General features: G+C 49.5%; 7 protein-coding genes and 1 tRNA gene. 2 read left to right on the top strand and 6 right to left on the bottom strand.

Going from position 1 to position 15,820, the window contains the following annotated elements; all coding sequences use genetic code 11:
* Positions 1-103: 103 nt before the first annotated feature.
* The 6 genes from ACO0LL_RS19865 to ACO0LL_RS19890 form a co-directional block, all read right to left on the bottom strand.
* Complete coding sequence (locus ACO0LL_RS19865; RefSeq protein WP_422952552.1) at positions 104-1,873, bottom strand: methyl-accepting chemotaxis protein; 1,770 nt, start codon at positions 1,871-1,873, stop codon at positions 104-106.
* A 534-nt stretch (positions 1,874-2,407) separates the two neighbouring features.
* Positions 2,408-5,260, bottom strand: a complete 2,853-nt coding sequence (locus ACO0LL_RS19870; RefSeq protein WP_422952553.1) for a TonB-dependent receptor domain-containing protein — start codon at positions 5,258-5,260, stop codon at positions 2,408-2,410.
* A gap of 879 nt (positions 5,261-6,139) precedes the next feature.
* Positions 6,140-7,156, bottom strand: a complete 1,017-nt coding sequence (locus ACO0LL_RS19875) for an AraC family transcriptional regulator ligand-binding domain-containing protein (protein ID WP_422952554.1) — start codon at positions 7,154-7,156, stop codon at positions 6,140-6,142.
* Positions 7,157-7,187: 31 nt separating this feature from the next.
* Complete coding sequence (locus ACO0LL_RS19880) at positions 7,188-8,252, bottom strand: NAD-dependent epimerase/dehydratase family protein (RefSeq protein WP_422952555.1); 1,065 nt, start codon at positions 8,250-8,252, stop codon at positions 7,188-7,190.
* A 337-nt stretch (positions 8,253-8,589) separates the two neighbouring features.
* Positions 8,590-11,370, bottom strand: coding sequence for a TonB-dependent receptor (locus ACO0LL_RS19885; RefSeq protein WP_422952556.1), 2,781 nt, complete (start codon positions 11,368-11,370; stop codon positions 8,590-8,592).
* Between the two features lie 574 nt (positions 11,371-11,944).
* Complete coding sequence (locus tag ACO0LL_RS19890) at positions 11,945-12,502, bottom strand: c-type cytochrome (RefSeq protein ID WP_422952557.1); 558 nt, start codon at positions 12,500-12,502, stop codon at positions 11,945-11,947.
* 269 nt (positions 12,503-12,771) lie between these two features.
* On the opposite strand from ACO0LL_RS19890, the gene ACO0LL_RS19895 reads away from it, so the two are divergent.
* Positions 12,772-12,848: transfer RNA gene (locus tag ACO0LL_RS19895), tRNA-Arg, on the top strand.
* 188 nt (positions 12,849-13,036) lie between these two features.
* Complete coding sequence (locus tag ACO0LL_RS19900; protein ID WP_422952558.1) at positions 13,037-15,811, top strand: M16 family metallopeptidase; 2,775 nt, start codon at positions 13,037-13,039, stop codon at positions 15,809-15,811.
* The last annotated feature ends 9 nt before the right edge of the window (positions 15,812-15,820 follow it).

The raw sequence follows: 15,820 nt of genomic DNA on the forward strand, positions 1-15,820 counted from the left end.
AGTATAAAAAACTTCCAACAGATTTCAAGGCCAGACACTATTCTCAACAATTGCGGTTTTCAGTGATATGGATTGATCCCCTCATCACTGAAAACCGGCGACATCAGAATTCTTCCCATTCATCAGCGCTTGCAGAAGCCGCCTTTTTGGGAGTTGCCTTGGGTGCTGCTTTGCTTACCGTTTTAGCGGCAGGCAATGATTTGACGGCACTGCTTCTGGATTTGCTTTTGATCGAGGCCACAGGTTCGACACGGCGCACCGGCATTTGCGCCATCGGCGGAGCAATATACTGGCTGCGTTCACCTGCCTGCAGTTTAAAGACACTGACCACTTTCGCCAGTTCAGAAGCCTGGTCCTGCAAACTCTGGGCAGCGGCTGCAGCCTGTTCAACCAAGGCAGCATTTTGCTGGGTCATGCCATCCATTTCTATGATGGCGTGATTGACGTGCTCAATGCCCACGCTTTGTTCCTGGCTCGCTGCACTGATTTCGGCAATGATGTCGGTCACATGTTTAACACTGGAGACTACCTGGTCTATCGTAACGCCAGCCTGACCCACCAGCTTGGTGCCGATTTCGACTTTCTCGACCGAGGTACCGATCAGGGTTTTGATTTCTTTGGCGGCAGCAGCGCTGCGTTGTGCAAGGTTACGCACTTCTGCCGCAACCACGGCAAAACCACGGCCTTGTTCACCGGCACGGGCCGCTTCTACCGCCGCATTCAAGGCCAGGATATTGGTTTGGAATGCGATGCCATCAATGACGCTGATGATATCGACAATTTTCTTCGACGACTCATTGATGGAACCCATGGTATCCACCACCTGGGCAACTACTACACCACCCTGGCGCGCTACTTCAGATGCAGAAGCTGCCAGTTGATTGGCTTCACGTGCATTGTCGGCATTTTGTTTGACCGTGGTCGTCAGTTCTTTCATCGACGACGTGGTTTTTTCCAGCGAGCTGGCTTGCTGCTCAGTACGGGAAGACAAATCCAGATTACCGGTCGTGATTTCACTCGATGCCGTGGCGATAGTGTCAGTACCATTGCGTACCTGCGCAACGATATTCACCAGGCTGTCGCGCATGTTTTTCATTTCATACAGCAGGCTGGAATCGTCGCCATGCTTCAAATCGATAGGTGCAGTCAGGTCACCAGCTGCAATCTGGCCAGCAATAGTGGCAGCATAATCTGGCTCGCCACCAAGTTGCCTGAGTAAGCTACGGCTGATCACAAAGGCTGCAAAAACACCGGCAGCAACTGCCAGCACACCCAGTATTGTCATCATGCTGGTCGCAGCTTTAAAGGCTGAACTTGCCTCTTCTGCGGTCTGCGTATTGAGTTTATCTTCCAGCGTGACGAGCTCATCCAGCGTATCCAGCCATTTTTTCTGTACCGGGCGCAGTTTCTTGATCAGGGTGATGGTTGCAGCTTCTGCATTGTTTGCCAGACCCAGCTCCTGTGCTTTGGCAGGCAGGGCAGCGGCGGCGGTTTCGGTTTCCTTCAACTTCGCCAGCAAGGTTTTCTTCTCTGCAGAGACATTACCTTCTTCAGTTGCTATCTTGCTCAGTTTTTCGTCGGCGGCGGCATACTGTTTGGTTTGCTCGGCAATCTTTTTCAGTTCCGGCTCCATATCGCCAGCATCGTTGAGCAGGGTCAGATTTCGCAGGGAGACCATGCGGTCATACACGATCGCACGCATGTCCAATGCCAGACGGGTCTCGGCATTGCTGACGTTCACTATCTTTTCCAGCCGCCCCTGAATCTGCGACATTCTTGAAATGCCGACGAGGGTCACGGCAATTAAAAACGTCAAAACCAGAGCAAAGCCCAGTCCCAGACGCCTACTTACTGTCATTTTTGATAAATTCATTTGCTTGGCTGGTGTGAAAAATGGTTGAGGAAGATGGGAACAAAGATGTTACAAATTACTACTTCACTTGCTTATCATTGCCGGAAAAATTACCATCAGGCTACTTTATCTTATTAATGCATGATATAGCGTGCATTTATTGAAAGTACCGTGCTTATTCAACGGAAAAGCAATAGATAAAGTTAGAAATATACTCGAATTTTGCTCGGTAGCAAGGGCTTTTTGCGTGCGTTTTCGCTCAAAAAACTGACTACAAGCGGCAATTTATTTCCATTTAGACAGGTATAAAAGTTTGCTTATTTTTTACGCAGCTTAACTATACTTGCCACAGTTGTCCGACGACTGAATTTTGTTCACAAATTTCACGATTTCTCCATGGCAATATCGCTTTATTGAAAAATCATTACGCCTCTGAAGTAAAAGGAAAAATTTCGTTAAAGAAAGAAAATTTATTTTCAGGATTTTGGTCAAATAGCAAAATTTGAAAAAAAACCCGGACAAGTCCGGGTTTTTTTTATGACTGAAATTGGGGTATCAGTATTTGTATTGCGCTGTTACATAGAAGGTACGGCCCAGAGGGTCTGTATAGCGACCATCGTAACCAACCTGATTACCACCACCAGTATTGCGGATAGTGAATGGAGGATCAACGTTGAACAAGTTGCGGATACCGCCAGTGATGGTCAGGTTTTTGATGACCTTGGCTTGCAACTGGTAATCAAAAGTCGTGTAGTTGCTGACATCACGGTTCATATCTACATAACCACCAACGCTGCCATCAGCATTCACGGAACGGACATAGCCATCATCAGCAGATGCGACTTTGTCATGGTAACCGGAACGGTAGTTCATGGTAACGCTATGAGTGTATTGCTCTGATACTTTCAGAGAAGCGACCAGCCTGGAAATGATACGGAAAGTCACATCATCATAAGAATCAAAACGACCTATGCTGCTTTCTTTCTTGGCACCTGGTACGTCTTTTTCTGCTGTCAGCATATAAGTACCGGACCAGTTCACACTCAGCTTGCCTATAGGTGTCGCTGATTTGAGTGTCGCATCCCAATCCACACCGGAGTAACGGGAGCTGGCCAGATTCACAGGGCTACGGTTAGCTACCAGAACTTTGGATTTCTGGATAGGATCGTAGTACAGGGAAATGTATTGATCAGCCAGTGAAGGTGTCGTGAAAATCAGATCCTGAGACAATTTCTGGATTTGGTTTTTCAGTTTCACATCCCACCAGTCCAGACCCAGAGACAGGTTGCTGGTTGGTTCGAGGCGGAAGCCGAATGCTGCCTGTTTGGATTCTTCTGCTTTCAGTGCATCTGCACCTGTGCTTGGATTACCTTTTTTCAACAGACCGTATTCAGACGTGCCACGGCAGTATGGGAAACGTGGATCAGTTGCTTTGGTAATAGGGCAAGGGAAGAAGTTCGAAGAACCATCGTTTTTCAATGGATCAGAAATATCATTCAGCGTTGGTGCCTTGAAGCCTGTACCGTAAGAGCCGCGCAGCATCAGGCTTTGGACAGGCTGATAACGTGCCGACAATTTGTAGGTTGCCTTGGAAACCGACACACCCTGGGTACCAGGTTGTGAAGCATTGCCATTGACGTCATAGCTGACATTGTCTTTCTTGACGGCGTCGTAGCTGTCATAACGCACAGCTGCTGTGACATCCATGTTCTTGATGACAGGCATCAGCAATTCACCGAAAGCACCCCAGCTCTTGCGGGAAGCAACCAGACCCTGTGAACCAGTAGAACCACCGATGATCACGTCTGTCCATGCCGGATGTTGAGGGCCAGGACCTTGTACCAGCTCGCTAGGCGCATCATTGAATGACTGCTTGGTGGTATCCGCACCCAGACCCAGTTGTGCTTTGCCGCCACTCATATCAAAGAGTTCTTTGGATGCATGTGCGCTCAGGACATCAATCTTGGATTTGGTGACACTAAGGTTTTCTTGCAGTACCGCTGGTGCCAGGATGGCAGAAGCATTGGCATTGACGATGTAAGGATTATAAGCACCGGATTTGACCAGGGCATCAAAACGGTTAGCACTCATGTAACCGGAAACAGCGTCATCTTTCTCTGTATTTTCGGAATGCGTATAGCTGGCGCTCAAATCCCAACCCAGGTAATTGCTGTCTATACCCAGAACCAGATGACGGGCTTCAGTTTTATAATCATCAGCACGGCCACCTGCATCACGTGCGCGGTAATAGAAGAAAGCATCCGTCACGTCATTCGGATTGATACCTTGTCCAGCCAGCAGCGGCACAACAGACTTGTTATACGCACCGATGTAGTTCGGGTTGATGACCTTCTGACCTGTGACCGGATCTGTACTGAACGTCGTCAAAGGCTGGGCTGGCGCTGCATAGCGTGCCTTGTTAGAGAAGTTGGACATGACCAGTTCACCGAACAGGGTAGTGTCCTTGCCTATCTTCAGGTTACCGGAAGCAAAGAAACTGTCACGTTTCAGTTCTGGCAATAATTGTACTGTCGATGCATAGTCATAACGGCATACACCACCACGCTCGAAAGTGCTAGGGCCATTACATTTGCCAGTATTCACCAGGTCAGGCGAGAAGGTCGCATTATTGCCCTTGGAGTCATAGATGTCAGCATTGGCAGGTGTCGAGTTGATACTGGTCTGCCAGGTGGCGTACATCTTGCCATCTTTCATGAACTTCTGGACACCAGAATTGGCGAAGCTGCGCTGAGTTGCTTCCAGCGGCTTTTGTTCGTCATGGCTATACGCGAACAAGACATTGAAGCCGTCTTTTTCAGGATCACCAAAGCCTTTGGAAATAGAGAAGTTACCGCTACGGCCACCGCTTTGTTGCGGGCTGGTCAGGGTTGCTTCTACATTCAGGTCAGTCTGGTTCTTTTTGAGAATAAAGTTGACGACACCGGCAATCGCGTCTGAGCCATACAGTGTAGAAGCACCGTCAGTCAAAATCTCGACGCGTTCAACTGCAGACAAAGGAATACTGCCAAGGTTGACGGCACTACCTGTGCCATATGGTGCCATGCGGCGGCCATTCAACAAAACCAGGGTGTAGTCAGTACCAATCGCATGGATGGAGGCAGATTGACGACCGGCACCACCACCATTGACGGAAGTGGATGCAGTGATAAAGCCCTGCATGGCAGGAAGGGCAGCGACGAGGTCGGCCACATTATTTGCACCACTTTGCTCGATGTCTTTACGGCTCAGAGTTTGCACAGGCAATGCGCCTTCTTGTGCTATCCGTTTGATCGAGGAACCTGTGATTTCCACTTTTTGTACGTCTTGCGACATCGCTGGTTGTGCCAGCAAACCTGCACCGACCGCGACACCACCCAGGAACATCAGGCGTACGGATCGGGCCAACATTTTTTCTACCATGACTAAACCCCCAAAAATGTAACTAATGAGCGAGGCCGCCTGGACAAGATCCCGGTTGGTAACCAGAACCCCCTATTTGCCCACAGCAGCCAAATTTCTTTTTTAGATTTTTTCTGCCGGAAAATGATCAAAAGCAATTCGTCGCAATTTGTTCATCATTTGTCTGTTTCAATTACCGTTACATTTTCCGAAAAAAAATCTCCTTGTCATGGAACCATTTGAAAACTTTGATGTCAAGACTGCTTATTTCGTTTCGAAAACGTAAATTTTCTCGCCATCAAGTTAAATTGTTAAAAATGTGCAGGTCATAAAATTACGCAAGATCAACTGTTGTGTAATAACGTCGGCCTGCGATATTTATATTTAATTTAGCCAATTATTCATATCCAAGAATTTGCACGCGGCTAAAAGCTGAAATGACAGGATAAAAAATGGGCATTTATAGACCGTGCACCATTTTGGACTTTAAATGTTATTGCTTTTTTCATCATCTGAAATTTGTATGTACAATTTCGACTAATTTCGACAAATTGAAATGAGGAATAATCTTTCCGACAAGAACTATAGAGCGCCTCATTCAATGACTTGGGCTGTCTCTTAATGACAACAGGTTATGCGTCAGCTATAAAATGTTATGTGTTTTAATCACAATTTCCTTTCCCGGAACACCATCGTCAAATTGCAATATGCGTGTTTAAACTGGCAATAAGTCACCAAAAAGCCATAAATCCCACCTATGCTTAGTCGAAAATGTGTGCCAGCCTCAGCAATTGCGGAGGGACAGGCCGTTGGAAGCGCTTGAGACTTCATTGAGACTTTATTGAGACTTCGGGCAGATTTGCCAGTCCAACCGGCACTCTTGCAAACTCAATGCGTAGTGCTGACGAGGACATTCAAGTCATGCCGGTAGGCCGCAGGGGTATTACCAGTCCAGTCCTTAAATGCCCTGATAAAGGAATTCACTTCCTGAAATCCCAGGAGGTAAGCAATTTCCCCCTGAGAAACAGAGGCGGTACTCAGGTAATGCTGCGCCAGTTGCTGGCGAGTGGCGTTGAGTATGTCCTTGAAACTGGTAGATTCCTCACTCAGTTGTCGCTGCAGGCTACGCTTGCTGAGGGCAAGATGCCGGGCGACAGTCTCTACCGAATACTCGCCTGCCGGCAGGCCCTCAAGCAATACTGCCCTTACACGTTCACTGATCTTTGCCGTCGCATCCAGTGTAGATAGCCGCTTGCGCAAACCCGGTTCGAAATATCCCCACATGGCTTCATTGGCAGTAAGGAAGGGTCTGGCTGCATCATGCGCAGAAAATGTCAGCCGTATGAGCGCCCCTTTTTTTGGCGGGAGGCCAAAGTATGCGGCATAGTCATCCAGGTTTGCGGGCATTTCCGGCAGCATCACCTCCAGTGGAATGACACGATAGCGTGTCCCCAGGCGGATGAGTTGCGTGAGAAAGACCAGTTCTGTCATCGCCAGGCTCTTGGGAATATGGCCTTCATTGCCATAGCATTCCAGCGTTATGACAGTCTTGGCCTGCCCGGCCTGCACGTTCAGTGTCATTGGCCCGACCAGCTTCTTGAATGCAGACAAGCGCTGCATGGCGACATTTAGGTTGGGGCTGCACAAGCTCGCGAAAATCGGCGGGTCAAATGCTTCAACCGAAATGGCCGCGCCAACCAGCAGCGGCAGTGATGCTACTCCAGCCGAGGTCTCTATGGCTTGCCACAAGCCGAAATACTGGGCTGCCGTAATCGTGCCGTCCTTGCGCGTGAACAGGTCTGCCGGCAACTGCGCCAGACGCAGCAAGTGATCGGGGTTGAGGCCCATGTCGCTGAGCAGCAGTCGCCAGCCAGGCTGGACAGAGAAATGGGTCGCTCGTTTCATTTTTTTCAGTTCACCCTGCTCAGGTTGACGCTCAAGGCTTGGGAATCTGCCCACTGTCTATCATTTGCTGAAACATATCCTGAATTGTAACTTGCAAGGGACGGTAAGACATTCCAAGCTCATGGATGCTCTTGCCATTGTCTGCCCGCCAGACATAAGCAACATTTCTGGAAATCATTTTACGTGTAATGCTTTTATCAGCAAGAGGTGCGACCAGCCAGACCAGCCATTTTGGCAGGACACGGCGCGGTAGCGGATAGGCTTTATACTTAGGCAGCAAAGCCTGGGCTATCATGGGCAGGGAACTGTCATGCCCGGAAACAATGTGACGTCCTTTGGCATCTGGCAGATAGGCGGCGCGCAGATGGGCTTCGGCCACATCGCGCACATCGACTGCACCGCAACCTATATCTGGGATACCCGCTTTCATGCGTCCATCCCCCAGTTGGCGGACGAAATTGAAACTTTCCGAGGAAGTGGCTTGCGTACTCAAGCCGGGACCAAGAATGAAGCTGGGGTTGATGACAACCAGGTTCCAGCGAGTCTGCTGCTTTGCAATTTCCCATGCCACCTGCTCTGCCACGGTCTTTGAGTAGGAATAGGGCACATGTTGCAATGAAGAGCTGGTATTCCAGATGTCTTCGGTCAAAACCTGGCGGGGCGTGTTGGCAACATCTGCACAGTCGCCATAGATGGCGGCACAACTGCTGGTCAGCACCACGCGTGTTACTGAAGCGGTCTTGCTGGCTGTTTGAAGCACATTTTGTGTCCCCAGTTTTGCCGGATCGACGAGATCCTTCTGGGCATCGCTGACGTCCAGCCTGAATGGGGATGCGGTATGGAAAACGATTGAGCATCCCTGCATGGCTTCTGCATAAGAGCCCTCTTCAAGCAAGTCAGCCTTGAAATAACGTATGCTGCCCGGCAATTTAAGAGCCATCTGGTCCAGATGAGCAAGTTTTGCTACATCGCTGGGGTTACGGACGGCAGCATGGACGGTCACACCTTCTTCCAACAGCCGTTTCACTATCCAGCCAGCGACATAGCCGGTGGCGCCAGTCACCAGTACAGGTTTGGTCTTATCTATGTTCAGCATGCTTTGCTCTCACAGGTTTCAATGTTTCAATTCATGGGAATGCCTGCCATGCAACAGCTCTGGCGGCAGCTTTGATTGATATTTTCCCCTGTGGCGTGCAGACAAGCGCCATCAAAACGCGCCACATGATATGCAATGCGCGCCATGGACATGACAGCCATAGCCATAGCCATATCCAAGCCGCATACATATACACATACGCATGCCGCACGTCATAAATAAAAACCCCCACAAGCAAGCTTGCGGGGGTTTTGTCTTTCAACCTGCCTTGGTACTGGCATCACCGGTGCAAACTGGTGATGCTGGAACTCAGGCCATGCTGTCAGTTACGTCAACATTAGAATGTGTAACGTCCACCGATATTCCAGTAACGGCCAACTGCGCCGGACTGATGCAGGGATGGGTTGTAGTTGATACGGCCATAAGTCTGGACGTCCAACGGTGCCATCTTGTCGAACAGGTTAGTGATGGATGCTGTGAATTCCAGGTTTTTGGAATATTTCCATTTACCAAACATATCGACTGTTGTGAAGGAAGCAATACGGCAACCGAGGTAAGGCTTACCGTTGGCATCAACGTCCAGGCAATCGCCACCGATTTCATTGGTGTCGCTGATACTGGATACATGGTTCACGTTGCCGGACAATGTCCAAGGACCACGTTCCCAACCCAGGCTAACGCTGACTTTAGTACGTGGAGTACCGCCGTCACCAGACAAGTTCACGTCACCGTGAGTACCAGCAAATTCATGCGTAGTACCATCAGCATCAGTTCTCTTGAACTCGTTCATGTAGGTCACAACCAGACCGGCATTCAACTTGCCGTTGCTGCCCATGTCGTACTTCGCACGCATATCCAGATCCAGACCGGAAGTTTGTGTCTTACCAGCATTCAGGTAAGGCGCTTTCACCATCAGGATAGGACCAACCAGGCCAGGGAAGTTGGTTGTTGGTTCGCCGCGCACGATTTGTGCATCTGGGTAGCCAGCTGGGTTAGTAACGATCGCACCTGGGTCAGAACCACTGATTTCGCCTTCACGGACGATTTTCCACCAGTCCAGGGAGATGCTGAAGTTCTTGATAGGTTCTACAACCAGACCAAGGCTATAGCTCTTGGATGTTTCAGGCTTGATGTTTTTGTTACCGATCGTGATCGCGCCAACCTGTTGTGAAGAGCAATCAGCAGCCAGTTTAGTCACTGCACAACGGACAGGATCGCTGCCGATATTGGTAAATGCAGCTACAGCGGAATCACCGTTCTCTGCCGCGCTAGGAGCACGGAAACCTTCAGCATACGTACCACGGAATGCGATAGCATTAGTTGGTGTGTATTTGAAGCCAGCTTTAGGTGTAGTGGAACGACCATAGTCAGAGTATTTGTCTGAACGGGCAGCCAGTTGGAATTCCAGGGATTTCAATACCGGGATAGCCAATTCTGTGTAGATCGCGCTAACGTTGCGTGAGCCTTTGGCAGCAGAGTAACCCAGACCAGCGATGTCATTCGTGTTAGTGAATGGTGTTGCTTCGCTGTTGGTTTCTTCTTTACGGTACTCAGCACCTACCGCAATCGCCAATGGGCCGCCTGGCAATTGTGTCAGTTCGCGTGTTGCTTTGAAATCGACGGAAGTGCTCTTCGTCACGCCAGAGTTTTTCAACGTTGGAGAAACCAGTGCCAGTACTTCAGGTGTATTGATACGGCCTTGACCAATACGGAAAGTACCATTCGCCACTGCTGCTTTCAAAGCAGATTGACGATAGTAACCGTTTTGAGTCTTGTCTGTTTTGCTTTCAGCATACAGGAAGCCTGCATCGTAATCCCACTCAGCAACTGTACCTTTTACGCCAGCCAGGAAACGGGTAACTGTTGTTTCCAGATCGGCAGTACGTGGACGTGTTGTATCGATCCAGCGTGGACGCGCGCGGGCATCAGCAAATGGATTGTCTGGATGGCCGATAGGCAACAACAATTGGTCAGGACCTGAACCAGTAATGTTGACACGGGCATTGACCAGATCAAAACCAGAACCGGTCAAACCGGATGGTGTTGTCTGTGTTTTTGCCTTGCTATTGAACAAGCCCAATTCTGTGTAAGCTGTGGTTTTGTCATTGATGGCAAAAGTACCGCGTGCATACAGATTCAGGTTTTGTGTTTCTGGCTGAATAGTTTGGTAGGCAACTGGATCAAACAAGCAACCGCCGCCAGCATTATCCAAAGAAGTGCCGCCAACTGGATCCAGATTTGCCGCAGAGCAAGTACCTGGCAATTGTTGAACACCACGGCCAGCGATAGTGCCGCCAGTTGCACTTACTGGACGTACGGTACCCAGTGCATTGGAACCACCGGCATTACCGGAAGTGATGAAACCAGCGCGTTGATCGCGGCCACCCCATGGGCGTGCATCAGCCTGGCCGATGTAGTCACTACGGTCTTTTTGCCAGATTTTTTCTTGCTTTTTGGCATCAATCGTCATGAAGAGATTGTATTTATCTGTTTGCAGATTACCGAAACCGATCGCAGCGGATGCGCTCGTGGTACGGCCATCGCCACGGGAAGACTGGCCGATATTCGCGGAAACAGATTGACCTACATAGTTTTGACGCAGGATCACGTTAACCACGCCGGCGATAGCGTCAGAACCGTAAATCGCGGAAGCGCCGTCTTTCAGGATCTCGATACGATCAACTGCATCCAGCGGGATGGAGTTCAGATCGACGAAGCTGCGTTGACCGTCATCACCAAAACCATACGGTGCTGTGCGACGGCCATTGATCAGCACCAGAGTGGAGCTGACGCTCAGACCACGCAGGGACACGCCGGAAGCGCTACCAGCGAAACCATTAGTGAAAGAGCCACTGATACTACCGTTATTGTCAGCAGAAATACTGCGGACCACATCAGCGATAGAAGTTTTTCCTGATTGTTCGATGTCTTTACGGCTCAGGATTTGAGTCGTTGCAACACCTTCTGTTTCAGTACGCTTAATACTGGAACCGGTAATTTCAACTTTCTGTACACCTTCTTGTGCGAAAGTCGGTTGAGCCATCATACCCATGCTCAACAACAAACCACTGGAACAGATCAGTCTTACTGATCTTGAAATTGTTTTTTCTTTTATCACTATTGCGCTCCGTTCTTTATGTGTTCTAAACAAAATCCGGCAAAAACCAAACAAACTTTGCCAGATTGCAAAATTACCAAATAATATGGAAATTTTTTTTTACGCGTGGGAAATTTTGAGAAATTACTTTCAAAAAATTTGCCTCAGCATGAGAACATCTAAGAGATTCCATTGTCAATATTGATAGAATGCATGCAGCAAAAAAACAACAAGATGGAATTATGGCAACATAAAGACAAGGAGCAAGGTTTGCATTTGATTCTGAATACAGAGGGAAGTTCCGCAAAAAAGCGAAATTTTTAAAGGAATAGTGATTAATGGAAACATTATCACGAGAGTAATAATTTGCGCTTATCCCAGGCATTTGGGATAACAATTACTCAAGGAAATTTTGCACCAAAATGTATCAAAATAAAACAGTTTGTACCAGCAAATATCTTATTTTGACTATATTTAACTGAAATTCAGTGCAATTTCTAATTTAATTGGCTGGGAAATGCAGAAAAAACAAACAAAAAACCCCGGCGCACCGGGGTTTTTTGTTTGCCTGAATGACAGGCGAATACTGAAAAGCTTATTTTGTCGAGGCTTCGGCAGAAGCTGCTGCTGGTGCAGCTGCGGCTGCCTTGACTTCAGGCTCCTTGAATTTGGCACCACCAGCATTGGCCAGGTGAACAACTGCACGGGCAACTTCAATATCATCCAGATCAGGATTGCCACCTTTAGCAGGCATCAAACGCAGACCACCCAAAGCATTGGCGACTACCTTGTCGTAACCCTGGGCAATACGCGGGCCCCAGGCAGCAGCATCGCCGAATTTTGGAGCACCAGCCGCACCAGAGTCATGGCAATTTGCGCAAATGGTTTTATATACTGTCTCACCAGATTGCAAAGTCTTGGGACCGTTGGCATCCTTGAAATTGAAACCCTGGTCAGCCACCGGGGCGATACGGGCGGCAACGGCTTCTGGCGTCAGTGCAGACGAACCTGCGCCAACTTTTTTGTCATTCGATACATACTGTACCAGCAAGACAATGGCGATAATGGGGACCAGGAATCCGGCGAGGATAGCAACGATGAGTTGCTTAGGGGTCTTGATCGCTGATTCGTGTTCGTCGTGCGCGTCGCTCATGGTTTCCTCAATGCAAATGAATTAGATACAGAAAATCTGTTCGTCTATGCTGGCAGGCAATTGAACCGCGCACGCCAAAGCTTGGAATTATAGTGCGAAAGCGTCGTGTTTGGAACGAAAAGCAAGCTGCACGCGCCAAGAATGCGGAAAATCTGGCTGGTTTAACGACAATTTCCCTGCTTTGATACGTAAGGCCGGGCTTAATTTGGGTTAGAATGTTGCCCTTGCATTACCCCTGTATCACTTATGCATGACTATGCATAATCTACGCGCCAGTAGCTCAGTTGGATAGAGTACAGCCCTCCGAAGGCTGGGGTCGCACGTTCGATTCGTGTCTGGCGCGCCATGATTTTCTTGCCCTTTTCCCCTGCCCCCTGCTGCACTTGGCATTTTTGTATGTCCGGGTTGCTTTTCTTGATATATTTGTACTAAGCTTGACTGCTTTAGGTTTGCGTCACGGTTCCTGCCATGCCTGGTCATACAGGTGCCGCCCCTCATTGCTTGGTATTTACTATATTACATAAAGGTCGCTACATGAAATCATCGCGCATGCAACTCAGCAGCTTGAGTCTGTCCCTGGCACTGGCTTTTACTACCCTGGTGCACATCCCGCCCGCCATCGCGGCTGAAAATGCGGCGACGGCCAAAGCCGCGCTGCCTGCCGGTGTGCAGTTTGTGCGTCAGGTCGAAGGCATAGATGAATACCAGCTGGCGAATGGCATGCGCGTTTTGCTGGTGCAAGATGCCAGTAAACCAACCACGACCGTTAACATTACTTACCGTGTCGGCTCGCGTCATGAGAATTATGGCGAAACCGGCATGGCGCATTTGCTCGAACATCTGATGTTCAAAGGCAGTAAAGCCCACCCACGCCTGTGGGAAGAAATGTCGCAACGTGGCGTGCAATTCAATGGCACGACCTGGCTGGACCGTACCAATTATTATGAAACCTTCGCTGCCAAGCCTGAAACCCTGGCCTGGGCGATCAGCATGGAAGCTGACCGCATGGTCAATTCCCGCATTTCTGGTGAAGACTTGAAGACAGAATTCTCTGTCGTGCGCAATGAAATGGAAAAGAATGAGAATTCCGGCGTCGGCATCCTCATGCAGCGCATCATGTCCAGCGCCCACCAGTGGCATAACTATGGCAAAGACACCATAGGCGCGCGCACTGACGTCGAGAATGTCAACATCCCGCATCTGCAGGCTTTCTGGCGTAAATACTACCAGCCTGACAATGCCACCCTGATCGTGGCGGGTGCCTTTGATGCCAAACAGGCGCTGCAATTGATTGCCACCCAGTTTGGCAAAATACCGAAGCCAAAACGTGCACTGGAACCTACATATACATTAGACCCGGTGCAAGATGGTGAGCGCGATGTCATCGTGCGCCGCGTTGGTGATTCACAAGTGATCGCAGCGCTGTATCACACCGTGCCTGCTGCGCACCCTGATTATGCCGCGACAGAAGCGCTGGCCCTGATCCTCGGTGACACACCGAATGGCCGTCTGTACAAGGCCCTGGTTGAAACCAAGAAAACTGCGGATGTCTTCCCCTGGGCAGCCAATCTCGAAGAACCAGGCTTTTTGATGCTGGGGGCAAACTTGCGCACCGAGCAAAACCTGCCAGAAGCCAAGAAGATCTTGCTGGAAACCATAGAAAGCTTCGACAAGTCACCAGTCACTGAAGCAGAACTGGCAAGGGCAAAAGCCAAGCTGGATTCAGACATTGCCCAGGTCTTCAATGACCCTGAAAAATTTGCCGTGTCCCTGTCTGAAAACATCGCCTCTGGCGACTGGCGCTTGTTCTTCCTGTTCCGTGACCGCGTCAAGGCACTTAAAGTGGATGATGTGCAACGTGTTGCCACTACCTGGCTTAAATCCAGCAACCGCACCTCGGGCAGTTTTATCCCTACCGAGAAACCTGACCGCTCTCCAGCACCTGCCAAGGTTGCAGTCGAGGAGCAGATCAAGCAATTCAAACCCGGTGTGGCGATCGCCCAGGCAGAAAACTTTGTTGCCTCTGCCGACAATATCGACAAACGTACTGTGACAGGCGCACTCAGCAATGGCTTGAAGTATGCGCTGTTGCCCAAGACCACACGCGGTAATACTGTCGTGCTGTCCATGCATATCAACCTCGGTGATGAAAATAGTTTGAAGGGCAAAGCCGGTGCCGCCGAGCTGGCTGCTGCCATGCTCAGCCGTGGCACAGAAAAACTCAGCCATCAGCAATTTACCGAAGAACTCGACAAGCTCAAGGCCAAGCTGCAAATCAATGGCAATGCGACGATGGTGAATATCCAGGTAGAAACCATACGCGACAATCTGCCACGCGTACTGGAACTGGTGCGCGATTCCCTGCGCCAGCCCGCCTTCAATGAAGCTGAATTCACACAACTGTTGAATTCGCAACTGGCACAGCTGGAAGAGTCACGCAAAGAACCGCAATCAGTCGCTGTTGATGCCGGTAAAAAAGCCCAAAACATTTATTCCAGCGATGACCCGCGCTACTACCGCAGCATCGATGAACAGATTGCTTACCTGAAAACGGCCAAACTGGCCGATGCCAAGGCATTTTGGAAAGAATTTTATGGTGCCAATCATCCAGGCCAGGCGCAAATTGCCGTCGTGGGTGAGTTTGATGTCAACAAAGTAAAAGCGGAATTGCAAACTGCCTTTGGCGACTGGAATACGCAGAAAAAATTCACCCGCGTTGCCCGACCTTATCAGGCCACCAAGGCAGATGATAAACAAATCATCACACCGGACAAGGCAAACGCCTTCTTCTATGCCGGCATGCAACTGCCATTGGGCATCAAGCACCCTGATTACCCTGCACTGGTTTTGGGTAACTACCTGCTGGGTGGCAGCGCCAACTCACGTATTTTGAACCGTATCCGTCAAAAAGATGGTGTCAGCTATGGTGGTGGTTCTGGTTTCAATGCTTCTGCCCTCGATGAAGTAGCCACTTTTTCCGTAGGCGCTATTTATGCACCGCAAAACCGTGCCAAGCTGGAAACCGGCATACGCGAGGAAATCAACCGTGTACTGACGGAAGGCTACACACAGGCAGAACTGGAAGATGGCAAGAAGAGCCTGATCCAGCAATACCAGCTCGAACGCAGCCAGGACGCAGCACTGGCACCGACACTGGCGAACAATCTCTACCTGGGCCGCAATATGCAATACCGTGCTGAAGTAGAGAAAAAGATACAGGCACTGACCGTGGCACAGGTAAAAGAAGCCATGGCCAGACACCTGGGATACGAAAAAACCGTGCGCGTATTTGCGGGTGATTTTAAATAATCAGTTTTA

Origin of the sequence: Undibacterium sp. TC4M20W (assembly GCF_049340245.1) — a bacterium.
Taxonomy (GTDB): Bacteria; Pseudomonadota; Gammaproteobacteria; order Burkholderiales; family Burkholderiaceae_D; genus Undibacterium.